The sequence below is a fragment of the Schauerella aestuarii genome (assembly GCF_009866805.1).
GTDB lineage: Bacteria > Pseudomonadota > Gammaproteobacteria > Burkholderiales > Burkholderiaceae_B > Schauerella > Schauerella aestuarii.
In genome coordinates, this window is the sequence record NZ_SIZW01000042.1 from 272,836 (window position 1) to 297,987 (window position 25,152).

Here is a 25,152-nt window from a genome sequence, read left to right on the forward strand (position 1 = left end):
GATTGGCCTCGGGTCAGGGGTGAAGCTCGCGCACGGCCTGCGCGATCAGATCGTCGAGCAAGGCGCGGCGGGTGGTGTCCAGATCCAATGCGGGATTCGCCAGCCAGGCGGCGCGTGCCAGCGGATCGGCGAACATCGTCGCCAACCGGGGATCGTCGAACACCCGGGGTGCACCGTCGAGCGCACCCACGACCCAGCGCGTCACGTCGCGGGCGGGGTCGATCACCACGGCAACGATCGCCAGGGCGAACTCGCCGGTCTTGCGGCAAAACTTGACGTAGGCCCAGCGGGCGTCCGGGCTCAACCGCGGCACGTCGATCGCCGTAAGCAGTTCGTCGGCCGCCAGTTGGGTTTCGAATGCGGACACCATGAAATCGCCGGCCTCGATGCGGCGCGTACCGGTCGCGCTTTGTACGGTGTAGACGGCGCCCACTGCCGCCATGGCGGTGATCCAGTCGGCCGCCGGATCGGCATGGCAGAGGCTGCCACCCACCGTGCCGCGATTGCGCACGGCGCGATATGCGATGCCGCGTGCCACCTTGGGTAGAAAGCCTTGTGTGACGTCCGGCACCACGCCATCTTCGACGGCGGCATGCGCGGTCATTGCGCCCAGGGTGAGGCCGTGCGGGCTTTCATCGCACGCGCGCAATGAAGCGATGGCATCGAGGTCGACGAGCGCCTCGGGTTGCGCGAGACGCAGGTTGAGCATGGCGCCCAGGGACTGGCCGCCTGCGATCGGTTTGGTGTACGTCTCACGGGTGAGTTGGGCACAGGCGCCGGGTAGATCGGGCTGGCGTTCAAGCGTATAGGTGACGGCTTTCATACGATGCCCCGGGCGCGTTGCAGCGCGGCCAACACGCGTTGCGGACTCGCAGGAATGGTGTGGATCTCGGCGCCCAGGCCGGCAAGCGCATCGTTGATGGCATTGGTGATGGCGGCGGGCGGCGCGATCGCGCCGCCTTCGCCGATACCCTTCTGGCCGAACTTGGAGAAGGGGCTGGGCGTTTCCATGTGGTCCAGCCGCACGTCCGGCATCTCGCCCGCACCCGGCAGGATGTAGTCGGCCAGCGTCGACGCCAGCGGCTGCGCCTGATCGTCGAACGGCATCTCTTCGTAGAGCGCCGTGCCGATACCTTGCGCCAAGCCGCCCAGGAGCTGGCCTTCGACGACCATCGGGTTGAGCAGCACGCCGCCGTCTTCGCACACGGCGTAATCGAGGATGGCCACGTGCCCCGTCACGGTATCCACTTCGACCGCACAGGCATGACAGGCATAGCTGAACGTGCCGGAGTCGGGCTGCATCCGATAGCCCGCGGTGAGTCCCAGGCCGCCGGGGTTCACATCGGCCGGCAAGCGCTGCGGCGCGCGGTACCAGGTGTGCGCAACCTGCGCCAACGTCATCCGTTCTGGACCCTGCACGGCGGCAATGGCGCCGTCGTCAAACACCAGATGCTCGGCCGGTACCGCCAGCAGCGCCGCTGCGATCGCTTTGAGCCGTTCGCCCAGCGCTTCACAGGCGCTGCCGACGGCGCCGCCCGCCATGACGGCGCAGCGCGAGCCCCAGGTGCCCGTGGAGTAAGGCGAGGTGGCCGTATCACCGTGCAGAATGCGCACGCGGGCGGGATCGATGCCCAGCACGCTGTGGGCGATCTGCGCCATGGTGGTTTCCATGCTCTGACCGTGCGAATGCACGCCCAACTGCAACTCGAGAATGCCGTCGGCCGTCATGCGAGCGCTGCATTGTTCATAGCCTGGCACCATCGGGATGCCCCAGCCGTGATAAACGGAGGTGCCGTGAGCGCCTTGTTCGCAAAACACGGCCAGCCCGAGGCCGAGCCGCTTCTGCGGCTGCGCTTGCGCATGGCGCGAGGCTTGGCGCGCCCGCCAACCGGTCCAATCCAGGCTATCGAGCGCGCGTGCCATGCACTGGCCGTAATCGCCCGAATCGAACAGCTTGCCGGTGATATTGGTGAACGGCATGTCGCGCGCCTCGACCAGGCTGCGCGCACGCAACACTTGCGGCTCGATGCCGAGGGTGCGCGCAGCCGCGTCGAGCGCCACTTCCAGGGCGAAACACACCCCCGTGCGTGCTACGCCGCGGTAGGGCAGGATCGGCGGCTTGTTTGTGGCGGCCGACCGGGTGTGGCAACGAAAATGATCCATCTTGTAGGGGCCGGGCAGGATCGACCCCACTTGCGCGGCTTCCAGGCACGCCGAAAACGGATACGACGAGTAGGCCCCGGAGTCGACGATGGCGTCGCAATCGATGCCGACCAGCCGGCCTTCCGGCGTCACGTGCACGGTAATGTCGTAGGCATGCTCGCGGCAATTGGCGTTGGCCCCGAGGTGCTCACGACGGTCTTCAAGCCAGCGGATGGGTCGGCGCAACCGCATGGCGAGCCATGCGCAGCAGATTTCTTCCGGCAGCAGAATGCCTTTGTAGCCAAAGCCGCCGCCTACGTCCGGCGATACGACGCGCACCTGCCCCTCGTTCAAGCCCAGGCATTCAGCCAGGCCCGTGCGGTTGATATGCGGCAATTGCGCCGCGCTCGTCACCACCAGCTGATCGAGCCGATCGTCCCACCAGCACACCACACCGCGGCCTTCCAGCGGGGCCATGCATTGGCGCGACGTGGCCAACTGACGCGTGACCGAGATCGTGCCGGGCGGCAGCTCGGCGGGGCCATGATTGACATGCGTTTCGAGAAATACGTTGCCGTCCCATCCATCGTGCAGGCGCGTCGCGGCGCCGGCATCGGTGGCGGTCTGCATGTCGGCGATCACCGGCAGATCGTCGTAATCGACCATCACCATGCCGGCGAGATCCTCGGCTTGCGCGCGCGTGGGCGCCACGCACATCGCCACCATTTCACCTACGAAACGCACCTTGTCGTGCGCCAACGGATGCTGCACCGAGCTGCGAAAGCCGGGCAGGCCCGAGGCGGCAAGAATGGGTTTGACATCCACCAGATCGGCCATGGTGTACACCAGCGACTCATACCCGGCAGGTTTTTCGATGCCGCGCACGAAGGCGTGCGCGACTGGCGATCGCACGAACGCCACGTCGAGCATATCGGGCATCCGCAGGTCGCCCACGTATTGGCCGCGACCCAGCAGGAACCGCGCATCTTCCTTGCGCGGCAGGCGTGCACCGATCCCGCGGCCGGTGTCGGTCGCATCGGTATGAGCGGGGAGGTCGCGCGGGCTCATGCCGCTTTGGCCGACGGCAGGATGGCCGCTTCGGCGTCGTACCGCGTGCCCGCGCGCAGGCAGAAGCGCGGGCGCAGCATGCGTTGCGCCACCACTTGATTGTGCTCGTTGTCGCGCAAGGTCCATTTGCCGCGTTCGTCGGCCAGCACCGTCACATCGGCCACCGCGCCCGCGCCAAGATGGCCCAGCGTGCCAGCCATGCCCGCCAATTGCGCCGCATGCGTGGTCACCATGGGAATCACTTGTTCCAACGTCAGCCCCAAGGCCAGCATGCTGGTCATGGTCGACACCAGCGAGAAGCGGATGGCACTGGCAAACATGTGGTCGCCTTCATCCGGATGCTCGTCCGGCGTGCCGGCGGGCGGCGGAATGGGCGTGTTGTAGCCGTGCATGTCGGCGCCCAGCGTATGCGGCACGAAGCCCGCGTCGAGCACGCGGCGCGCCATATCGAAACTGAAGTGCGAACCGTGGCCAACGTCGATTTTCAGCCCACGATCGACAGCTTCTTTCACCAGCGGATGCACGCTGCCGTTCTGCTCGACGAAGCCGCCCGGATGACGGCTGAAGGGGTGGGCCAGCACGTCGCCCGGTTTGAGCAGATCGAGCACTTGCGGCAGGATCGTGTCGGGATCGATATCGTGCGTGTTGGCACTGGGATCGGGCCAGAGCTGGCCGAAATGGATGTAGAGCGGCAATCCCGTGTCGTGGCCGATCTGGGCCGCCACGCGCATGACGTCGAGCCCCCAGCGGCGAAAGCCGCCGAGTTCGGCGTGCGCCTTGATGCCCACGACCAGATCGCGGTTGCTGAGCGCGGCCTTCACGGTGGCGGCGCGATCCAGACACTCGGGGCGATACAGCTCAGGGTAGTAGTGGCCTTCCAGGCCGCCGACGAGATAGGCGGACAGCGACGACAGCACGCGCGTGGCCGCAGGCTCGGCAATGAAATGCCGGAAGGCGGGCAGGGTGATACAGCTCGCACCGCCCTGGTCGATGAGCGTGGTCACGCCCGAATGCACGCCGCACATGTCGGCATCGAGCCCGAAGCGGCCGGTGACGTAGCGGAACACATGCGCGTGGGTATCGATCAGGCCAGGCAGTACGAGATTGCCGCGACAATCGATACGTTCGGCCGCGTCCGAAGCGGGCACATCGATGCCCGCGATCTTGCCGTCGACGATGACGAGATCGCCTACCCGATCGGTGTGTGAAGCCGGATCGATGATCCGTCCACCGCTCAGCACCGTTGTTGTCATGATGATCCTCGCATCGTCTTGAGACATGCAGGATGCAAAGCAATATGTATGCCAACTTTCGGCGTTCGCGAGATCGAGAATTTTCTAATGCGTTGATAAATAATAGGAATTTTTGATTATCAGCGTCTATAAAAATACGTGGTATACCCCGCATTAGGGTATGCCCCAAGGATGATCGGCAGGTTGTTCACGGCGGCGGCTCATGCGTCTGCACAACGTTGGCGCACAGCGCACGCCGTCATGCACGGTTATGGCGCATTTAGGTGGCATACCACCTAATTGAACGAAAAAAACCCACGTCGGTGAGACGAGGGCGGTCAGCCAGCGATTACAGCGAGGTCAGCGAGAGTGCCTGGCCCATCTTCACCGGACCCAGCGCGGTGGGCGTGGCGGGCCAGGGCACCTGACCCGGGCCGAAGAGCATGATGACCGTGGAGCCAAGTTTGAAGCGCCCCAGCTCGTCGCCTTTTTGCAGCGTGATCGGCGTTTCGGCATGCGGGCCATAGGTTTGCGTGTGCACGGTATCGGCGGTGGGGCCGGCGCGGCCACCCCATACGGTTTCGATGCCGGCCACGATCATCGCACCCACGAGCACCACCGCCACCGGGCCGTAATCGGTGTCGAACATACAGACCAGACGTTCGTTACGCGCGAAGAGGGCATGCACATTCGACGCGGTCAGCGGATTCACCGAGAACTGGCGGCCAGGGATGTAGATCGTCTCGCGCAGCGTGCCCGTCACGGGCATGTGCACGCGGTGATAGTCCTTGGGCGCGAGGTAGATGGTGGCGAAGTCGCCGCCGGCGAACGGCGCTGCACGACGTTCGCTGCCCCCGAGCAACTCGGTCACGCTGTAGTCATGTCCCTTGGCCTGAAAGACGCGGCCATCGCGCACACGGCCCAGCTGGCTGATGGCCCCATCGGCCGGGCTCAAGACGGCGCCGGGCGTCGCATCCAGCGGTCGGGCGCCGGGTTTGAGTGCCCGCGTGAAGAATGCGTTGAAATGCTCGAACGCGTGCGAATCCTGGATCGCCGACTCACTCATATCGACGCCGTATTTACGGATGAATCGATCGATCATCCAGTTTTTGTAGGCGGGATATCGGCATTCGGCAGCCAATCCGAATACGCCGGTGACGAGTCGGTGCGGCAACAGGTATTGGCCAGCCAAAAACAAGCGGTCTTGCGGCGACATGAATGCATCACTCTTAGTTAGGGCGCGTGTGCGCGTTGGCGCGAGTGTAACGCGCCCCGCAACCCGCGCGCCCGGCTCAGTGATAGCCCGTGCGAGGCGGGCGCGCCACGCTGGCCGCATCCTCGTCGGGCGCAACCAGACGCGCGACGACCGCTGCGACCTCAGGATCGGTGATGAATGACGCGGCCGATGTGCCGCTCAACAGCTTTTCGGGCAACATCGGCCGGGCGACGGCCCAACCCTGCACATAGTCCACCCCGAGCTCGATCAATGTTTCGAGCGTGGCGGCGTCTTCGGCCCACTCGGCGATGCTGCGCATGCCCAGGTTGCGCGCCAGTTCCACGATGGCTTCGACGATGGCGACGTTGGCCGGATGCTGATTCATGCTCCGAACGAACGAACCATCGATCTTCAGTGCATCGGCCGACAGCGCTTTCAAATATGAAAACGACGTATATCCGGCGCCGAAGTCGTCCAGCGCAATCTTGGCCCCCTGGCCACGTACCCGGTCGATGAACCGGCGGCTGTTTTCCAGATCGTGCAGGGCAACGCTCTCGGTGATTTCGATGCACAGCTTCTGCATGCTGCGCCGATGACGTGCCAGCACTTTGAAGACGGTGTCGATGAATGCTTCGTCGTTGAGCGATGCGCCACTCAGATTGACGCACACGAAGCGGGTATGGGCCAGCGCTGTTTCGTTGCGGCCCATCCATGTCAACGTGGTGTCCAGCACCCAGGCATCGAGCTCGCCCATGTGGCCGCTACTTTCCGCCGCTGCAATCACACGGTTGGCCGGCACGATGCTGCCGTCGTCGGCGCGCATGCGCAGCAGCACCTCGAAGTCCAGCGCGTCGAACGGATTGCGCAGCGACATGATCGGCTGCATCTCGAGGAACAGCCCGTGTGGCGTGAATGTTGTCCCGAGCGCTTCGATGACCCGCATGGCTTCGACCCGCTCGGCGAAGGCCGATGCGTTGCGATCGTAGGCCACGATGTGCCCCCGCGCGCCTTGTTTGGCCTGGCGGCAAGCATGATCGGCGGCCGCGATGGCATCCTGCGGGGCAAGCTCCGCCACGATTTCGATCACGCCGATCGACACACGAATCTGGAAGGCGCGGTGGCGCACTTGCACGGCCTGGTCGCAAATGGCTTCCACGATGCGCCGGCTGACGGCTTGCGCTTGCGCCATGGTGGTGTCGCGCATCACGATGATGAACTCGTCGCCACCGATGCGGCCCAGCGAGTGATGCGCGTCGATCACGAGATTGACCCGACGGCAGACTTCGCGCAGCACCTCATCGCCGGTCTGGTGGCCATACAGATCGTTGACGAGCTTGAAGCGGTCCAGATCGAGGTAGGCCAACGCCAACGGGTGCGCCTGGCGTTCATCCTGGACTGCAGCATCGAGCATGCGTTCGATCCCGCGACGGTTCAGCACGCCCGTCAGGGAGTCGTTATCGGCCAGATAGGCCAGTTGATCCGTGGCTTTGCGGCGTTCGGTAACGTCCTGCAGCGAACCCTCGATTCGATCGCCGGCGTACGCCGCGCGCACGGCGTACCAGCGCGGTTCGGCCGGCGGCACCGACAATCCGCGGATCTCGATATCGGGTGTGCGCGTATCGGCGGCCGCCGCACGCAGCGCTTCCCAGGCGCTGGGCTCGAAAAAGTCGCGCCAGTTCAGGTGGTCCAGATCCTCTTGCGAGATGGCGAGCTTGCGCTGCATTGCCGTGTTCAACCGCACGAAGCGGCCGTCGGATTCCAGCGTGAACAGCCCCACAGGGGTGACATCGTAGGTGCGCAGCAATTCACGCTGCGCGTCGATCCGGGAATCGCGCTCTTCGCGCATCTGTTCGGCAAAAGCACAAGCCGCCATCAGACTCGATGCCAGCGCGGCGGTCACGCTGTTGAACGATCCGACGAGGCCCTTGAAATCCCAGGCCGCGGCAATCACTTCGGAGATCGATGCCGCCAGCACGGTGCCCAGCGCAGCCGCATACCAGATGGCGATGCCCGAGCGGCGCAGCACGATGATGCGGCCCAGGCAGAAGATCACCGCCACGATACCGAAGGCGACGATGGTCCACATGACCGGAAGGAACAGGGCGAACGGCAATACGAACGACAGCGCCAGCAGCGCGATGCCCGAGAACATCACGGCGCGCAGCAGCCAGCCGTAGCCCAGGGTTTTGAGTTCGCTTTTGAAGAATTGCGTGAAAAGCGTATAGGTAAGGAGGTAGTAGCTGGCGATCGTGATCTGGCGCGTGAGCGCGATCCATTCCGGATCGATGGGACGCCCGAGCCATTGCGTATCCCAGCCCATCGAGATGGCACCCAGGCGGAGATTGCCGACCAGCCAGGCGCCGAACAGCACATAGCGCGATTCGCGATTGATCAGCGCCGTCATCAGCACGAACGCGGCAAGCGTGAGCAAACCGCCTTCGAGCAAGCCGGCGCTGTGATGGAAGGCTTCGTTGGCCGTCATCATCTGGGCACGGGGCCATTGCGAGAGGGCGATGCGGGCGGGCCCTGAAAAAGTGGCCCGGCAAAGAATCTGCGGCGGCAGGCCGTCGATGGCTCGATGGAGCATGAAGCCCGCGCGTTCGACCACAACCACGCCTTGCGTCCCGTGCCGATCGCCACTCCCCAACGGCGCCAGGGTGGCGTTGTCCCAGCACTGTAGGGTACGCAGATGGCGCGACGGCCAGTCGAGGACGACGTCATGCTCGCGCGGCGCGGGCTTCATCGCCACGGTCACCCAGAATGGGCTTTCGGCCAGGTGGGTATCTTCGAACGTGACGGTAGAGGCCGTGGGCGCCGTCAATTGCGCGCGCGCGGCCTCAGGGGTAAGGGCGGCTTCGGGATCCGCCAGCACCTGGAAGGGCAGCGTCATCCCGCCATGCGGCTGGTAGACGCTGCCCCCCGAAAAGAGCATGAACAGCGAAAACACTGCGATCGCGGCAGGGATCACGTAATACGAAAACCTGCGAACGAGCGCATCGACAAAATCGATCACTTGAAACGCGTCGTTCCTTTCGCTCACGAAGCCCCACCGTATTTATGATCAATGCTCAATCCCTCGCGCGGCAGCCAGCAACAGCTTTTCGACGCTCAGGTCACCTGCAGGCGAGACAGTAGGGACGATTGTAATGTCTGGATGCACCGTTCGGACGATAAAGTCGTAGAGCGGATGATCGGCTGCCTCCCATTTTGCTTGCGCCGTCGGGATATGGAACGCGAGCACGCGGTGGGGAATGTTACCGGCATGACGCATCGGAATGTATCCAGCCCCCGGGAAAACCTCCTGAAACAGCAAGGCGTCGTACTGCCGATCGAGTGGCGAACGTCCGGCAATGACCATCCATTCGATGCCAGCGGAGACGCAGTAGAGGTAGTAGGCTTTGAACAGGACGTGCTTGGTCAGTCGGCCGATCGTGCCCGCCGTGGTGCCCAGACGAGTTGCCTCAGCAAGTGATTTTCCTTGCAGCCAATCCGGCAACTGAACCGACTGTTCGAGCCAGAGCGGGCCGTTGCGATTGGTCTGGATTCGCATCGTGCCCAACGGCGCGCCGTCGAGTTTCGATTCGGCCAGCAGGACGACCGCGCCCGGATCGTTGTCGTGCCGTTCCGGTGCGCCCATGGTGGCCGCCAATGTCGGGATATGTCGGCCGTAAGCCGCGCGGCGCATATCGATCGCCTTGCCGAGTGCATCGGTGTCGGTGACGACCCGAACGGTGAAGGGGAGGCGTTCTTCTGGACGAGGCAGAAGGTCTTGTCGAGCCGTTGCAGCATCAGGGAGCGAGTGAAAGGGTGTAGGCGACATGGTGTTTCCTTTGACAGGGATGGCGCGCTGCAACAGCGCAACGCGTGCGAAGAGATTCGCACGGACCAAAGGAGACAGTCGTCTGATCCTGCATTTGGGACAAACGTCAATGCGGACGAGGAAAAGACTAGAGCATCAGGCGTAATCTCGGCCCCCGAAGGGCTGTGAGGCCTATGGGCTAAAGATTTCCGGGTGTGACGCAAGCGTGCGAAGCCGCCACAAAGCAGGCTTAACCCTGACGGACGATAGGCAGTTACGAAAAATTCGAAAAAACGCAATAAAGTCGATTCATTTCAACTCTGTAGCATCAGGTATTCAGGTGTTTTCGAGCTTACCTGGGGTTTGTACTGATGTTGCGAAAGTACCAACTTTGCGGGCATCCCCTTTACTTCTCAAATATTTGAGTGTTGTAACGGGCTATGAGAAAGCGACGTCAAACGCCGGCATTGTCCGTACGATGCGCCCATACGACGCTTTCGGAATGCTGGCATGGACCCCCTGATCAAAGAATTCTCGCTGTTTTTCGGCCTCTGGCCCATCGCCATCCTGGCTGTTTGGTTTCTGGGTTCATGGTGGAGCCGTGCGGTAAAGCGTCGTGCTGCGAGCACACGGCTCGATCAGGCGCTGGCGCGGCGAGAGCTGCCCGGCACGGCTCGGACGGCCGCAGCACGCATCTGACCTCATTCGTCGATCAGGCCCCCATCTTCATGAAAGGGATAGGGCCCTGCGAAGGTTTCGATCACCGCTGCGTGGGTGACCAGTTGGCGCCCATCCCAGCGATGCAGATGAAAGCCGGGTGGCTCGAGCCTGAAGGCTGAAGGCCCGGCGGCCGTCAGGTCCAGTGCCACTTGGTGGGCCACGCCAGGGCAGATGCTTGCGACCGTACCGCCAAACCGCGTAAACACCGTGCGATGCACGTGGCCGCAGATCACCCGCTCGATATTCCGGTAGCCGCGCAGCAACGCGTCGAGTGCATCGCGCCCCTGCAACAGGCCGATCGCATCCATGTGGGCGATCCCTGTGTCGAACGGCGGATGATGCATGGCGACGAGCGTGGGCGTCTCAGGCGATTCGGCCAGCCGCGCTGTCAGCCATGCCAACCGGCGCTCGCATAGCGCACCATGGCTTTGTTCCGGTACGGTCGTATCCAACGCAATGATGCGCACCGGGCCCGTCTCGAGCGTGAAATGCAGGAAGCCATCCTGACCGGTCAGATAGTCGTGACCCACGAACGCCTCACGCAGGGCGCTGCGGCTGTCGTGATTGCCGGGCATGACGTAATAGGGCATCGCCAACAGGTCGAGCATCTGCTTCAAATGCGCATACTCGGCGGGGCGGCCGAAGTCGGTCAGGTCGCCCGACACCAGCACCAGGTCGGGTCGTGGCTGCATGGCATTCAGCCGTTGCACCGCCGGCGGCAAATAGCGGTCGGTTTCCACGACGCGATAGGCTTTTTGTCCCGGTAGACGAATGTGCAGGTCGGTAATCTGGGCGATCAGCATGGCAGGCTCGAGGGGGTGGGCGACGCAGGGGCGGGTGTGACGGGCGGTGTGACGGGCGTCAGGCGCACGCCGATACGCGCGCCCGCAACGTAGGGACTATCGGGCGGCGCGATCACCGGAAAGGCCTGGCCATCGTCCAGGCGCACTTCGTAGCGGATCGTGTTGCCCAAGAAAAAACGATCGACGATCGTGGCCTGCAGCCCGGTGGTGGGCATCAGCGACGCCTCATGCGGCCGGAAGTGCAGCGCCGCGTCGCCTGCAATCAGCACGTCGTCATGCAGCGCACCGCGCACGGTGCACAGCGTGCCCAGGAATGAGGCCACGAATGGCGTGGCGGGCTGGCGATACAGCGACTCGGCGGTGCCGAGTTGCTCAAGCCGCCCGGCCGACATGACGGCGATGCGGTCGCCCAGCATCATCGCTTCGTCCTGGTCGTGCGTGACGATCACGGTCGTAATGCGCAACGCGCGCAGCATCTGCGCCAGTTCCACGCGCAGGTGTTCGCGTAGTTTGGCGTCCAGCGCCGTGAGCGGCTCATCGAGCAGCAGCACGCGCGGCTCGATCGCCAATGCACGGGCAAGCGCCACACGCTGGCGCTGCCCGCCGGAGAGCTGCGTAATGCGCCGATCGGCGAAGTCCTGCAAGCGAACCCGTTCGAGCATTTCGCGCGCTCGCGCATCGCGCTTGGCGGCAGGCCAGCCCCGCACGCGCAAGCCATAGGCGGCATTCTCCAGCACGCTCATATTGGGAAACAGGGCGTAGTTCTGGAACACGACCCCAATGCCGCGGCGTTCGGGCGGTTGGGCCGCCACGTCCTCGCCATCGAGCAGAATCGTACCGCCGCGATCCGGCGTTTCCAGGCCGCAGATCATGCGCAGCAGGGTGGTTTTGCCGCAGCCGGAAGGTCCCAGCAAGGCGAGGATCTCGCCGCCGGGGATGTCCAGATCGACCGGGTGCAGGGCGCGCGTGCCGTCGGGCCAGGTTTTGGCGCAGGCACGCAGGGCCACGTTCACAGGAGGCGTCGTCATAGGGAAGTCGCGCGAGGCGCAGTGGGAAAAGTGTTGGCGCGGTTACCGCGTGCGCCCAGCCATTGCAGGCCGATCAGGAGCGGCATCAGAAGCACCAGGAAGATGAGGGTGTAGGCCGAGGCGATCTCGAGCCGCATCGACGCATAGCTGTCGGCCAGGCCCACGGGCAACGTTTTTGTGAGTGGGGTGTGCAGCAGCCACGTGAGATTGAATTCGCCGATCGACAAGGTGAGTACCGTCAGGGCACCGCTCACGATGCCAGGCGCGGCATTGGGGACGATCAACGTCAGGAACCGGACGATCGGCCGTGCCCCCAGTGTGGCAGCGGCCTGGTCCAGCGCGGGCAGGTCGCGCCCCTGCATCGTGGCGCCGGCGGCCCGCACCATGAAGGGCAGCGTGAAGAGCACATGGCCGATGACGATGAAGGCCGTGCTGGCCCGAAGGCCGCCCACGGTGCCCCACGACACGATGAGGGCCAGCGCCGTGGCCAGACCCGGTACGGCGACCGGCAGCGTGATCAACTCTTCGATTGCGCGCGCCAGCCGGCCGCGCATCAACGTCAGGATCCAGGCCAACGGCACCCCGACGAGCGTGACGATGGCCAGGGTGGAAAGCGCCACGATCAGCGTACGCCAGAGCGTATCGGCATAAAGCGCCCATACCTCGGCAATCCAGCGCAACGTGAGCCCGCTTTTCAAGCCGACGAAATAGTTTTGCGTCACGCCTGCCAGGAGCGAAAAAATCACGGGCACGATGAGGAAGGCGACCACGAGCAGCGTGATGACAAGCCCGAGGCGGGAGTCCCAACGCGATTGGGTGGCGGCACGCGGGGCGCTCATGCTCCACCCCCCGCACGGGCACCGCGCCCGGCGATCGCTTGCGCGCCATACAACACTGCCCAGGTGACGGCACCCAGTACGATCGAGAGCGCAGCCGCCACCGGGATGTTGGCGTAGTTGGTGAATTCGTTGTAGATGGTCATCGGTAGCACATCGATTTGGGTGCCTAAGGTAAACACGGTGCCGAATGCGCCCATGCTGGTGGCGAAGCACATTGCGCCAGCTGCCGTGACCGCGGGTGCAAGCGCGGGCAGTTCGATATCCATGAAGCGCCGCCACGGTCCGGCACCCAATGTCTGGCCGGCCTCGAGCAGGCTGGTATCGATGCCTTCGGCCGCCGCCGTCAGCACGCCCACGGCACGCGGCAACGAGAAATAGAGATAGCCGAGAAACAAGCCCGCCATGCCGTAGGCGAAGACGATGGGCTCCGCGCCCACCGCCCGTGCCGCCTGGCCCACCACGCCTTGGCGCCCGCCCAGAAGGATGATGAGAAAGCCCACCACCACCCCTGGGAATGCCAGGGGAAAGGCGATCAGTCCCATGACGAGACGACGTCCCGGGAAATGGGGATGCCGGGCAAGAAAACGTCCGACCGGCACCGCCAGGATCACCGTGAGCAGACTTGCGCCCAACGAGAGGCCGACAGTGTTGAACAGGCTGCGCCAGTAGCGCAGGTCCGTCAGCACGTGCATATAGGCAGCGCGCCCATCGATCTCGTGCGCGCCGAGCGTGGCCAGCTTGACCATCGGCAGCAGCCAGAACGCAGTGAAAAGTGCGGCCGCAGGCGCCGCAAACCATCGCCAGCCACGCAGTCGCATATCAGTTGATTTCCTTGGCATAACGCTCTGAGAAGCCGCGCTGCGCCGCCGCCATCTGGGCGTAATCGACCGTGCCGGCGCGCGCATAGTCGGCGGCGGGCAGGAATTTCTTCTCGGCTTCGGGCGACACCGTGCCGGCACGTACCGGCCGCAGGAAGGCATTGGCCCAGATGGCCTGGCCTTCATCGGACAACGTGAAGTCCAGTACCTTCTTGCCGTTCTCGGCATGCGGTGCGTTGGCCACGAGGCTCATCACGTAAGGCACGGCGATGGTGCCTTCGCTCGGGATCACAAAGGCCACGTTGGCGCTGTCCTTGTACTTGGCGCGGTAGGCGTTGAAGTCGTAATCGATCAGGATCGGGATTTCGCCCGACAGATTACGGGCATACGCTGTTTGCTTGGGCACGATCGGCTGATTGGCACGCATCTTCTTGAACCACTCGAAGCCCGGGCCGAAGTTGTCCAGCGTGCCGCCCATCGCGCGATTGACGGCCACCGCGCCCACGTAGCCGACGAATGCCGAAGCCGGATCCAGATAACCCACCATGCCCTTGTATTCCGGCTTGAGCAGATCGGCCCAGGATTGCGGCACGGGCTTGCCGTTCAAGGCGTCCACATTGACCATGAAGCCCAGCGTGCCCGAATGGATGGCGAACCATTTGCCATCCGGATCCTTCATGCCCGTCGGGATCTGATCCCAGAGCGCCGGCTTATAGGCTTGAGTGAGGCCGTCGCGATCGGCCTGAATGCCGAAGGTCACGCCGTAATACACGACGTCGGCGACCGGGTTGGCCTTTTCCGCGGCCATGGAGGCCAGGGATTGGCCCGAGTTCTTGTTGTCGGCCGGCACGTTGATGCCGGTCTTGGCCTTGATGGCCTTCAGTTGTGTGCTCCAATCGGCCCATTCGGGCGGGCAGTTGTAGCAAATGGCGTTTTCCTGAGCCTGTACCGGCGCATGCAACGCGAAGAGCGTGGCGGCCAGCATCGAGGCGCGCAGCAGTGTCGATGAGATCGAAGTCATGATGGGAGTCATTCCACAAGGTGAGCAGGGCGGATGGGGGCGGCGGCAACGGTGCCGCCGGCAATGAAACGGTGCGGCAAGCACCGGGAAACAAGGGGGGCGCCCAGCAAGGCGCCGAGCAACAGATCGCAGGCCAAGGCACCGATATCGCGGCTGGGTTGCGCCAGGCTGGCAAGCGGCGGCACCATGTGGGCGCCGAACGGCACGCCGTCGAAGCCGCATACCGATAAATCGCGGGGCACGTGCTGTCCCAATGCGCTGACGGCGGCGATGACCGCAGCGGCCAGCAGGTCGTTGGAACAGAACATCGCGGTGGGTGCCGAGGGACCCTCGAGCGCATCGGCCAGCGTGGTGCTGCACGCTTCGGTATGCGACGGCAATTCAATATGGCACGGTGCCGGCAATCCCAGGCGGCGCGCGGCGCGCCGCGCGCCGTCGAGCCGCAGGCCGGCTCGGTCGGACGCGGCCAGCGGGCCGGTTACCACGGCGATGGTGTGGTGCCCGAGCGCGGCGAGGGCCGCGATCACATCCTCGGCGGCGCGTGCGTTGTCGACCGATACACAAGGATGGATGGCGGACTCGTTGTAGGCCAGCACGTACGGCACGCCGCCTGCCGCAATCTGCTCGAGCACCGGGTTGCGCACGGTGTGCGTCACCGTGACGACGATGCCCTCCACGCGATGGTCGAGCAGCAGGCTCACCGCATCGCGCTCGCGCTGGCGGTCGTATCCGGTGGTGGTCACCATCACGCTGTAGCCATCGCTACGCGCCCGCGCCTCGGCGCCTTCGAAGCACTCGGCAAACACCGGATTGATCAGCGTGGGCAGCACCAGTCCCAAGGTTCGGGTGCTGCCCGAGCGCAAACTGCTGCCGACGCGATTGGGGCGAAAGCCCGCGTCATGTGCGACCGAGAGGATGCGGGCAAGCGTTTGCGGGTTGACCAGTTGCGGCTGATTGAACGCGCGCGACACCGTCGCCGGCGACACCTGGGCGGTGCGGGCAATGTCGAGAATGGAGGCACGCGGCGAGGTCAAGGCAAGATCCCGGATCAATGAGCTGAAAACGTTTTCATCGTAGGGGTCCGGTATGACATCGCCGTGTCGAAACGATGACAGTTCGATGTCAATGCGAGGGCAGGCAGCGACATCGGCATGCGGTGCGGACATGAAGGCGGCGAGGGCACAAGCATGCTGTACGTACATGTTGTACGTACAGCATGTACAATCGCGGCTACTTTCAAATGGAAGCCGGGCACTCGCCCCGGCAGTGTGGAGACATCACATGACGCAAGAACGATCACGGTTGCCGATTTACGCCACCATGCAACGCATTCCGGGTGGCCTGATGCTGTTGCCGCTCATCCTGGGCGCCATCATCGGCACCTTCGCACCCGACGCGCTGGGTATCGGCGGATTTACCACGGCGCTCTTCAAGAACAGCGCGCTGCCGCTGATCGCATTGCTGATTTTCGCCACCGGCACCCAGGTCAATATGCGCACCGGCGGTCCCGTGCTGGCAACGGCCGGCACCATCCTGCTGATGAAGACCATCGTGCCCGCCACGCTGATCATCATCCTGGCTCGTTTCGTGGGGTTGGACGGCATCTGGGGCGTATCGATTCTGGCGATGCTCGCCGCCTTCGACAACAGCAATGGCGGCCTGTGGCTCGCTTATACCGGTCAGTACGGCGAAGCGCGCGACCGCGGCGCGTACGTGGCGAGTGCCGTGAATGACGGGCCATTTTTCAGCCTGTTGTTCCTGGGTGCATCGGGCATGGCCGATATTCCGCTGATCGCGTTCGTTGCGGCGCTCGTGCCATTTCTGTTGGGCGTGGCCGTGGGCAATCTGGATGTGCAATGGCGCAATGTGCTCAAGCCTGTGCCGAATATCGTCATCCCGTTTTTTGCATTTGCGCTGGGCACCGGGATCAACCTGAGTTCGATCGTTTCGGGCGGCATCACAGGCCTGATCCTGGGTTTGATCATCAGCCCCATCACCGGCGGTTTCGTCTACCTCGGCTACCGCTATATCTTGCGCCGCGGCGGCAAGAGCGGACTGGGGTTCGCGGCAGGCACAACGGCCGGCAACGCGATTGCGACCCCTGCGGTCGTGGCCGCGGCCGATCCCACGTTCCAGCAGTACGTAGGCACGGCGACGGCACAGGTGGCCGCGTGCGTGTTGATTTCCAGCATCCTGGCACCGATTCTGGCGTCGTACTTCCTTAAGCGTGCGGGTGAGTTGAAGCCGGTGACCGAGGATCTGAGCAATCCGGCGGAGGCACGGCTATGACAGTAAGAATCGCAATCGTTGCAGATGATTTGACCGGTGCCGGCGACTCCGCCGTGCAGTTCGTGCGTGCCGGCTGGCGGACCCACCTGGCGATGGGCGATGCCGCGGCGGCGCTGGCGCACGCCAAGACCACGGATGTGGAAGCGATTGCCGTCACGACGCACACGCGGGCCATGAACGCCGAGGACGCGTCGGCCGTGATCGCGCAGGAAATGCAGCGCTTGAAGGCGGCAGGCGTGAGCCGGGTGTACAAGAAGGTCGATTCCACCCTGCGCGGCCCCTTTCGCGCCGAGATCGAAAGCGCGCGTGCCGCGTGGGGGCGCGACGCAATCGCGGTGGTGTGCCCGGCGTTTCCCGCCACGGGCCGCACCGTCAAGGATGGTGTATTGATGGTGGGCGAAGTGCCCGTCACGCAGACGTCGGCCGCGTCCGACCCGGTGACGCCGGTGACCGAGGCACATATTCCAACCTTGCTCGGCGGCGTGGGCATTGCCGCGGTGCCGGGCGATACGCCACAGGCGCTGGCCGACCGCATTGCACAAGCCGGACCGGTGGTCGTGGTGGACGCCGTCACGGCGGAAGATCTCGATCTCCTGGCCCAGGCCATTGTTTGCCTGGGCGATCGCGCGTTGCCGGTCGGTGCCGGCGGACTGGCGATTCCGCTGGCGCGTCTGTGGGCGGGCGAAGCCAGCCGCGGCGTGATCGTGGTGCTAGTGACGTCGCAACATTCGGCCGCGCGCGCGCAGGCTGAGGCCCTGCGGGCGGACGGCGCACGCGTCTTCATGCCGACGCTGGCGCAGTTGGCCGATACCGACGCCTGGCTCGAATTCAAGGAAAGCACGTTGGCCGCGCTGGACGATCTCGCGGCCGCCGACACGGCACTCGTGCTTGCACCGGACGGCCGACTCGAAGGTTTGCATTCGGATCGTGTTGCCGAGAAATTAGGCGCGCTGACAGCCGCCGTGGTACGCCGTGCGCATGCCGCCGGCGTGGTCGCCACGGGTGGCGATGGGGCGCGTCAGGTCGTAAACGAATTGGGCGCAAATGGCGTCGCACTGATCGACGAGGTGACCGGCGGTATGCCGATCGGCACGTTGACGGGCGGTGCCAGCGCAGGCCTGCCGGTGGTCACGAAGGCGGGTGGTTTTGGTGGTGACGATGTTCTGGTACGCGCCGTGCGCGCGATCCGGGAAAGGAGATTTTCTGTATGACGAATAGCCAACCGCTTTTGGCGGTCACGTTGGGCGATGTGGCCGGAGTCGGCCCCGAAATCACGGCAAAGATGCTGCTGGATCATCCCGCGCTGCGCGAGCGGGCGCGTCTGGTGGTGGTGGGCGATGCCGGCGTGATGCGCGCGGCCGTCAGCCGTCTCGGACGCGATCCGCAAACGGTGCGCGTGGTGCAATCCCCGCGCGATGCGACCAATGCGCCCGGCACCATCGAGGTGTTTCAGGCCGGGCCCGATCTGACGCATGTGCCCCTGGGCGAGATTCATGCCGACGCGGGCGATGGATCGGTGCGGTTCGTGACGACGGCGTGTGCCTTGGCGCGCGCGGGCGAGATCGACGGCATCGTGACCGCGCCCCTGAATAAAGCGGCCATGCATGCGGCCGGCCACAAGTGGCCCGGGCACACCGAACTGCTCGCCCATGAGTTTGGCGTGAAGACGTTCTCGCTGGTGCTGTCGGCCGGCGATCTGTACATCTTCCATGCCACCACGCACGTGTCGTTGCGCGATGCAATCGATCTGGTCACACGCGAGCGGCTGCGCGCCGTCTTTCGCCTGTCGGGCGCGTTCGCCAAGGCGCTTGGACGCACCGAGGATGCCATTGCGGTGGCAGGCTTGAACCCGCACGCCGGTGAGAACGGGATTTTCGGCACGGAAGACGCCGAGATCATCGCGCCGGCCGTGGCCGAGGCGGTCGCAGAAGGCATCAATGCTGTCGGCCCGATTCCGGCCGATGCGTTGTTTCCGCAGGCCGTGCGCGGCAAATGGAAGTTCGTGATTGCGTGCTATCACGATCAGGGTCACGCGCCGTTCAAGTCGGTGTATGGCGACGACGGCGTTAACATTACGGTTGGGCTGCCTGTGGTGCGGGTGTCTGTCGATCACGGCACGGCATTCGATATCGCGGGCCAGGGCATTGCCCGCGAGGCAAGCCTGATTCTGGCCGCCGAACGCGCAGCGCATCTCGCGCCGGGCTGGCGACATGTGTGGGAAACCGCAAAGGCGACGACGGGTGGTTAGCAGGAAGCAGCAAGGGGCAGCGGCGTCAGGTGCGCGGGCAGTGGACCGCAATCGTGCGGAGCCGCTGCATGCGCAGGTCGCCGCCGATCTCATGCAGCGCGTGACGTCGGGCATGTGGCCCGTGGGTACGGCACTTCCCAGCGAGGCGGGGCTGTGCGAGCAATTCGGCGTGGCCCGCAGCGTCGTGCGCCAGGCCCTGGCGCAGATGGCAGCGGCCGGCCTGATTCAGCGCGACGTGGGTCGTCCGGCCGTGGTGTGCGCGCCGCGTCCGCATCGGCGCATGGTGCAACGATCGACCGGGCTGTACGAGCAGTTCGAGCATATCGGTCTGGCCTTGCAGACGCAAATCGTAGCGTTCGAGCCGCGTCAGGCGCCGCCGGATGTGGCCACGTTCTTCAACACCGACGACGTGTTGTTCCTCGAACGCGTGCGATCGGTGGGTGGCGCGCGTATCGCTTACGTGCATACCTGGTTGCCACGCGTGCGTTTGCCGGGGTTGACCGCAGCCGAACTGGAAAATGCGTCATTGCATCGTGTGCTGGCCGAGCGCTTCGGTATTCACCCGGGGGGCGGCCGGCACCATATTCGCGCCGTAGCCGCCGATGAGGCCTTGGCGAAGGCCTTGCAGGTGGGCGTGAACAGTCCGCTCCTGATGCTGCAAGGCGAGGGCCGCGATACCGATGACGCGCCGTTGGAGTGGTTTACGACCTGGCACCATCCAGATAAGCTGGCGTTTGAAGTGGATGTGTCGCGTGACGGCGAAAGCCTGGCGCGCCGCGTGGAATCGAACCGCTTGCCCGCTGCGGCCGGCGCAAAAAAGCGCGTCGCGGCTCAGGCAGACCGGCGCCAGGAGATCGAGCGCATCGAGGCCATGGCCGCCGCGCTGGCGCAGGCGATCGCCAAGCTCAAGCAGGGCGCCGCGTCTTGACGCCAACCGGCTAAACGGTTATCTTGGATGCACAGTGATATCCCAAGCAGGAGAACGATCATGACCTCACGCGAACAGGATTACGGTTACTAAACCGACCGGCCCGGCAGCCGCAGCGCTCCCGGCCCCGACGCCCCATGTGGCCATCAGCCGCATCCCGTCGATTCAAAGCCAAGCGCCCGCCAGGGCGCTTTATTTTTTGCCATGAATGACGTTCTAGCGTTTCTTGTGCATAACCCCACGGTGCCGGTGATCGCGATCTCGGCCGTGATCGCCTATAAAAGCCTGCGTTCGCAGCGGCATCTGGCGCGCGCCAAGCACGCGATCGATTTCCAAAGCGACTATCACGCCTCGAAAGAGGCGCAGCACCACAATCGAATCGTGCGTGAGTCCACGCGTACGCTGTCTTGGGACGAGACGGCGGCGCTTGCCGCGCCTGCGCACTTCAACGACGAGGTCGTGATCAGCATTCGTGAAGTGCTCAACGCCTGGGAAAAAGTGGCCATCGCCATCCAGTCTGATGTGTACGACGAGGACATCCTTTACAACGCCTACGGTTCCTACGTGGTTGGCACGTGGATGGATTTGCGGGCGTACACCCAGGTCAAGCAGGCGGCCAATCCGCGACTTTATGTGCGGCTCGACTGGCTGGCGATCCGCTGGATGTGCCGCCGCCAGAGCGATTTGGGGCCTCTCGAACTCAAGAAGCTCCAGCGCGCGCAAGGGGTGATCACCGCCATCCTGCACAAATAGCCGGATGGCGGGTTTACCGCGCTTACTGCTCCAGCTGAATGCCGCTCTTGGCGATCACCTCGTTCCAGCGTTGCACTTCTGCGCGCTGGAAGTCGGCAAACGCTTGCGGCGTGCTGCCCACCACTTCAAAGCCCAGTCCGGCCAACGCGGTTTTCACTTGAGGCTCCTGCAAGGTGGTGCGAAGGGCCTTGGACAGCTGTTCGACCACCGCCGGCGGCGTGCCGCGTGGCACGGCAAAGCCTTGCCAGGAGTACACCACCATATCCGGGATGCCGGCTTCGGCCATGGTGGGCGTATCGGGCAGATCGGCGATTCGGCTATCGCCCGTAATGGCCAGTGCTTTCAGCTTGCCCGCCTTGATGTGCGTGAGCACTGCGCCCAGATTCTGAAAGGACACGTTGACCTGATTGCCCAACAGATCGGCAATGGCCGCCGCGCCGCCGCGATACGGCACGTCCATGCCGGTGGCCCCGGTTTTCTGACGGAACATCACGGCCGACAGGTGATCGGATGAGCCGGTGCCGGATGAGGCGAACGACACCTTGTCCGGATTGGCGCGCGAGTAGGCGATCAATTCCTTCACGTTGGCCGCAGGAAAGGCGGGCGCAGCCACAAGCACATTGGGATTGCGCACAGCTTGCGTGAGGTAGGTAAAGTCGCGGCTGGGGTTGTACGACAGGTTCTTGTACAGCGCTTCATTGATGGCGAATGTGCCGATCGATCCCACCATCATGGTGTAGCCATCGGCCGGCGCACGGGCCAGGGCCTGCGCGGCGATGCCGCCGTTGGCACCGGGTTTGTTTTCGACCACGAAGGTTTGCCCCAGCAGCTTGGCCAGACCGGGCGTCATGGCGCGGGCGGTGATATCCGAGGAGCCACCGGGCACGAAGGGCACCAGCACGGTAACCGGCTTGTCGGGATAACTCGCGGCATGCACCGCAGGCAGTCCCAGGCAGGCGGCCACACTCGCCGCAGCAAACAGATGCGTCAATACTCTCACGTCGATCTCCTCGGGTTACGCGCTATAGGAGAGGCGTGCCGCGGCGCGTCGCAAACCGCCCTTGTTATCGTGAGCTTAATCGACTCGGGCGCCGGATTGTTTGACAACTTGCGCCCATTTCGCGGTTTCCTGCGCCATGAATTGCTTGAACTGTGCCGGCGTGTTGCCCGACGGCTCGGCGCCCTGGGCCTGCAACTGCGTGCGGATCGATTCCTTTTGCAGGGCTTGCGCCACATCCTGCTGAATCTTGTTCACGATGGCTTCCGGCGTGCCGGCCGGGGCCAGCAACCCAAACCAGCTCGCCGCGTCGTAGCCCGTGACGCCGGATTCGGCGAGCGTGGGCACGCCGGGCAGCGCCGGTGAACGGGTGGAGGTGGTCACCGCCAGCGGCTTGAGCTTGCCAGCCTTGATGAACCCAATGGACGAGGGCAGGTTATCGAAGAGCAGATCGGTCGAACCCGCCATCAGATCGGTAAGTGCGGGAGAACTGCCTTTGTAGGGCACGTGCGTCATGCTGGTGCCGGTCATCGACTGGAACAGTTCGCCGGATAAATGGGTGGAGGTACCGTTGCCGGTCGATGCCATATTGACCTTGCCGGGATGGGCCTTCAGGTAGGCGATCAGATCGGCGGTGGTATTGATGTTGTGCCTGGCGGCAAATGCAGGATTCAACTCCAGTACGTTGGGTACCGGGATCACCAGCGTTACCGGCACGAAGTCGGCCACGGGATCATAGGGAAGCTGGGCATACACGGATTGATTGATGGCGTGGGTGCTGACGGTGCCCATCAACAGGGTGTAGCCATCGTTGGGCGCTCGCGCCGCGTCGGCGGTGCCCACGTTGCCGCCCGCACCGGCCTTGTTGTCCACCACCACCGGTTTGCCCCAGGTCTTGCCGAGTTCGGCGGCGACCAGGCGCGCGGCGATATCGGCGGTGCCGCCGGCAGGGAAGGGCACGACGATACGCACATCGCGCGTGGGATAGTTTTCGGCGGCGTGCACGGTCGACGCGCCGATCACGCCAGCAATCACGGCAAGCGCAGCGACTAGGGGAAGGGTGCGGCGCGAACGCGCATGCAGGTTCGAGATGTTGAACATGGATAGTCTCCTGTGGCCGATATCGGCTCTTGGTCTAGGGGCAATCGTTGGGTGTGCTTGTAAAACAACTATATGAATTGATTGTTAGCTTGTCAACCAAGTATACTTGTTCAACGCGACTTGGTTCACAAGTTCAGACGCGACCGTCTTGCCCATTTCACGACCCACCTCGATCGGAGACTTCGTCCCATGAAAAACACCCCCGTCACGACTGCCGACCTGCAACGTTCCGTGGTCGCCGTGCCCCCGCTGGCACGCCACGCTGATCTATCGCTCAACGAAGCGGCGAACCGGGCGCTCTTGCGGCACCTCGAAAGCGGCGGCGTGCGCAGTGTGATGTATGGCGGCAATGCGAATTTCTATAACGTCGGCGTGAGCGAATACGCGCGCATCGTGGACTTTCTGGCCGAGGCGGCCGGGCCCGACACCTGGGTGTTGCCGTCGGCGGGCCCCGACTACGGCAAGTTCGTCGACCAGGCAGCGATTCTCAAATCGCGCGCGTTCCCGACTGCCATGCTGCTGCCGATGTCGTTTCCCTACACGGATGCCGGACTGGCGGACGGCATCCGCCGCTTCAGCGACATCCTCGGCAAACCGGTGGTGGTCTACATCAAGACCGCCAACTATCTGGCGCCGGATACCGTGGCGACCCTCGTAGGCGAAGGACGCATCGCTGCACTGAAATATGCCGTGGTGGTGCCCGATCCCGCGCAGGATGCCTATCTCGACGCGTTGCTGCGGGTGGTGGATCCCGGCTTGATCGTGAGCGGTATCGGCGAGCGTCCGGCGATCGTGCACTACCGCAAGTTCGGCTTGGCGAGCTTCACGTCCGGCTCCGTATGCGTGGCCCCTAACGGCTCGATGCGCTTGCTCGAGTTGCTGCATGGCCAACGCTTCGAAGAAGCGGAAGCAGTGCGGGCGCATTACATCGGCCTGGAAGATTGCCGCGATGAGATCAGCCCGATCCGTGTGTTGCACGATGCCGTCACCCTGGCGGGCGTGGCCGATATGGGACCGATGCTGCCGCTGCTGACGGGATTGTCCGCGGCCGAGCGCGCACGGGTGCAGCCCGTGGCGCGCGCCTTGTATGAATGGGATGGCGCCGCCGTCGCGGCATAAGCGCACGCGCGTGGGCTGGACGCAGCAGGGGCGTCGATCGTCGGCCTGGCGGCATCCCTCCCACGCGCGATAGCGTTACGATGGCGCCTGCCGCCGCGCAGGCGGCAGGATCTCAGGAGTAGCACGTGGCGCGTAAAGCAGTATCGGCCGATGGCCGGGTCGGCACCAGTCCAGTCAATGAGCGTGGGCAGCGGGTGCGTCTGGGGGATCGGTTGTACGGCCAGATTTTCGACCGTATCGCCTCGGGCGATTTGAACGTGGGCGACAAGTTGCCGTCCGAACATGAGATCTGCGACGAGTTCGGCGTATCGCGTCCGGTGGTGCGCGAAGCCTTGCTGCGCCTGCGTGCCGACGGATTGATCACGGCGCATCAGGGGCTGGGTACGTTCGTGAGCCATCAGCCTGCGCCGCGCATCAAAACGTTCAGCGATGTGCAAAACATCGGGGCGTATCTGCGCGCGCAAGAGGTGCGGATCGCGCTCGAAGGCGATGCCGCGCGGCTCGCGGCGATGCGTCGCACTGATGAACAATTGGCGGACATCGCGCACGCACATGCCGTGTTTGCAGACGGTATTGCGAACGGGCAGGTGGTGCTCGAAGCCGATCTGGCGTTTCACACCGCCGTGGCACAGGCCAGCGGCAACGACTTCTATCTGGGCGTGCTCGAGACCATCCACGAATCGATCAGCGGCTTCATGCGGTTGACGCTGAGCCTTACGCGCACGGGATCGCGGGCCCGCGGTCAACGCGTCGTCGACGAACACGCCGCCGTGTTGGCCGCGATTCGGGAGCAAGATGCCGACCGCGCACGCATCGCCATGCAATTCCATCTGGGTCAGGCGCGCTATCGTCTCGTGGACCGCGAACGCGACTGATTTCTTTGTAATGGTGCGTGATGCCGTGCCTCGCGCACCATGTTGATTTATCGATTTCGCGTTCACGTGCGCGATCTAGGCATGCCGGGCGCGCGGATCGTCGTCGTCGGCAAGCGGTTCGAGTGTCGCTCCCATCGCGTGCTGGATGCGTGTCAC

At 64.2% G+C, this 25,152-nt stretch carries 22 protein-coding genes; 8 read left to right on the plus strand and 14 right to left on the minus strand.

Features of this window, described 5'->3' with window-relative positions:
* Nucleotides 1-13 precede the first annotated feature (13 nt).
* From EYW45_RS16365 to EYW45_RS16390, 6 genes are all read right to left on the minus strand, one after another.
* Nucleotides 14-823 (minus strand): FAD binding domain-containing protein, encoded by an 810-nt coding sequence (locus EYW45_RS16365; RefSeq protein WP_161136501.1) that lies wholly within the window; start codon nt 821-823, stop codon nt 14-16.
* Complete coding sequence (locus EYW45_RS16370) at nt 820-3,210, minus strand: xanthine dehydrogenase family protein molybdopterin-binding subunit (protein ID WP_161136502.1); 2,391 nt, start codon at nt 3,208-3,210, stop codon at nt 820-822. The genes EYW45_RS16365 and EYW45_RS16370 overlap by 4 nt, the downstream gene beginning before the upstream one ends.
* The gene (locus EYW45_RS16375; RefSeq protein WP_161136503.1) at nt 3,207-4,463 is read right to left on the minus strand and encodes an amidohydrolase/deacetylase family metallohydrolase; all 1,257 of its coding nucleotides are present in this window, start codon (nt 4,461-4,463) and stop codon (nt 3,207-3,209) included. The genes EYW45_RS16370 and EYW45_RS16375 overlap by 4 nt, the downstream gene beginning before the upstream one ends.
* Nucleotides 4,464-4,791: 328 nt before the next feature.
* On the minus strand, nt 4,792-5,658 hold the full coding sequence (asd, locus tag EYW45_RS16380) for an archaetidylserine decarboxylase (protein WP_161136504.1): 867 nt from the start codon (nt 5,656-5,658) through the stop codon (nt 4,792-4,794).
* A 76-nt stretch (nt 5,659-5,734) separates the two neighbouring features.
* Nucleotides 5,735-8,698, minus strand: coding sequence for a putative bifunctional diguanylate cyclase/phosphodiesterase (locus EYW45_RS24880; protein ID WP_161136505.1), 2,964 nt, complete (start codon nt 8,696-8,698; stop codon nt 5,735-5,737).
* A 21-nt stretch (nt 8,699-8,719) separates the two neighbouring features.
* Nucleotides 8,720-9,511: a hypothetical protein gene (locus tag EYW45_RS16390; protein WP_161136506.1), complete on the minus strand. Its 792-nt coding sequence runs from the start codon at nt 9,509-9,511 to the stop codon at nt 8,720-8,722.
* Nucleotides 9,512-9,967: 456 nt separating this feature from the next.
* On the opposite strand from EYW45_RS16390, the gene EYW45_RS16395 reads away from it, so the two are divergent.
* Entirely contained in the window at nt 9,968-10,156 is a 189-nt protein-coding gene (locus EYW45_RS16395) for a hypothetical protein (RefSeq protein WP_161136507.1), read from the plus strand.
* A gap of 2 nt (nt 10,157-10,158) precedes the next feature.
* Here EYW45_RS16395 and EYW45_RS16400 read toward each other — a convergent pair whose 3' ends face one another.
* The 6 genes from EYW45_RS16400 to EYW45_RS16425 are packed head-to-tail and all read right to left on the minus strand — an operon-like array spanning nt 10,159 to nt 15,720.
* A complete protein-coding gene (locus tag EYW45_RS16400) occupies nt 10,159-10,980 on the minus strand; it encodes a phosphodiesterase (protein WP_161136508.1) in 822 nt (273 codons plus the stop codon).
* On the minus strand, nt 10,974-12,008 hold the full coding sequence (locus tag EYW45_RS16405; RefSeq protein ID WP_161136509.1) for an ABC transporter ATP-binding protein: 1,035 nt from the start codon (nt 12,006-12,008) through the stop codon (nt 10,974-10,976). Before EYW45_RS16405 ends, EYW45_RS16400 begins: the two co-directional genes overlap by 7 nt.
* Entirely contained in the window at nt 12,005-12,847 is an 843-nt protein-coding gene (locus EYW45_RS16410) for an ABC transporter permease (protein WP_161136510.1), read from the minus strand. The genes EYW45_RS16405 and EYW45_RS16410 overlap by 4 nt, the downstream gene beginning before the upstream one ends.
* Nucleotides 12,844-13,665: an ABC transporter permease gene (locus tag EYW45_RS16415; RefSeq protein WP_161136511.1), complete on the minus strand. Its 822-nt coding sequence runs from the start codon at nt 13,663-13,665 to the stop codon at nt 12,844-12,846. Before EYW45_RS16415 ends, EYW45_RS16410 begins: the two co-directional genes overlap by 4 nt.
* Nucleotide 13,666: 1 nt before the next feature.
* A complete protein-coding gene (locus EYW45_RS16420; protein ID WP_161136512.1) occupies nt 13,667-14,686 on the minus strand; it encodes an ABC transporter substrate-binding protein in 1,020 nt (339 codons plus the stop codon).
* Between the two features lie 8 nt (nt 14,687-14,694).
* A complete protein-coding gene (locus EYW45_RS16425; RefSeq protein ID WP_235939097.1) occupies nt 14,695-15,720 on the minus strand; it encodes a substrate-binding domain-containing protein in 1,026 nt (341 codons plus the stop codon).
* Nucleotides 15,721-15,967: 247 nt separating this feature from the next.
* Between EYW45_RS16425 and EYW45_RS16430 the strand changes: the two genes are divergently transcribed.
* The 5 genes from EYW45_RS16430 to EYW45_RS16450 all read left to right on the plus strand — a co-directional run bounded on the left by EYW45_RS16430 (nt 15,968) and on the right by EYW45_RS16450 (nt 20,904).
* A complete protein-coding gene (locus EYW45_RS16430) occupies nt 15,968-16,975 on the plus strand; it encodes a 2-keto-3-deoxygluconate permease (RefSeq protein ID WP_161136514.1) in 1,008 nt (335 codons plus the stop codon).
* Nucleotides 16,972-18,186: a four-carbon acid sugar kinase family protein gene (locus EYW45_RS16435; protein WP_161136515.1), complete on the plus strand. Its 1,215-nt coding sequence runs from the start codon at nt 16,972-16,974 to the stop codon at nt 18,184-18,186. The genes EYW45_RS16430 and EYW45_RS16435 overlap by 4 nt, the downstream gene beginning before the upstream one ends.
* Nucleotides 18,183-19,223, plus strand: coding sequence for a 4-hydroxythreonine-4-phosphate dehydrogenase PdxA (gene pdxA, locus EYW45_RS16440; protein WP_161136516.1), 1,041 nt, complete (start codon nt 18,183-18,185; stop codon nt 19,221-19,223). The genes EYW45_RS16435 and pdxA overlap by 4 nt, the downstream gene beginning before the upstream one ends.
* Nucleotides 19,186-20,151, plus strand: coding sequence for a GntR family transcriptional regulator (locus EYW45_RS16445; protein ID WP_161136517.1), 966 nt, complete (start codon nt 19,186-19,188; stop codon nt 20,149-20,151). The genes pdxA and EYW45_RS16445 overlap by 38 nt, the downstream gene beginning before the upstream one ends.
* Nucleotides 20,152-20,355: 204 nt before the next feature.
* Complete coding sequence (locus tag EYW45_RS16450; RefSeq protein WP_161136518.1) at nt 20,356-20,904, plus strand: DUF4760 domain-containing protein; 549 nt, start codon at nt 20,356-20,358, stop codon at nt 20,902-20,904.
* A 22-nt stretch (nt 20,905-20,926) separates the two neighbouring features.
* On the opposite strand, the gene EYW45_RS16455 is transcribed toward EYW45_RS16450, so the two are convergent.
* Nucleotides 20,927-21,904, minus strand: a complete 978-nt coding sequence (locus tag EYW45_RS16455) for a Bug family tripartite tricarboxylate transporter substrate binding protein (protein WP_407924931.1) — start codon at nt 21,902-21,904, stop codon at nt 20,927-20,929.
* A 75-nt stretch (nt 21,905-21,979) separates the two neighbouring features.
* On the minus strand, nt 21,980-23,002 hold the full coding sequence (locus EYW45_RS16460; protein ID WP_161136519.1) for a Bug family tripartite tricarboxylate transporter substrate binding protein: 1,023 nt from the start codon (nt 23,000-23,002) through the stop codon (nt 21,980-21,982).
* A gap of 189 nt (nt 23,003-23,191) precedes the next feature.
* Here EYW45_RS16460 and EYW45_RS16465 point away from each other — a divergent pair, with 189 nt between their 5' ends.
* Complete coding sequence (locus EYW45_RS16465; protein ID WP_161136520.1) at nt 23,192-24,121, plus strand: dihydrodipicolinate synthase family protein; 930 nt, start codon at nt 23,192-23,194, stop codon at nt 24,119-24,121.
* A 125-nt stretch (nt 24,122-24,246) separates the two neighbouring features.
* Nucleotides 24,247-24,996, plus strand: coding sequence for a FadR/GntR family transcriptional regulator (locus EYW45_RS16470; protein WP_161136521.1), 750 nt, complete (start codon nt 24,247-24,249; stop codon nt 24,994-24,996).
* Nucleotides 24,997-25,152: the final 156 nt, after the last annotated feature.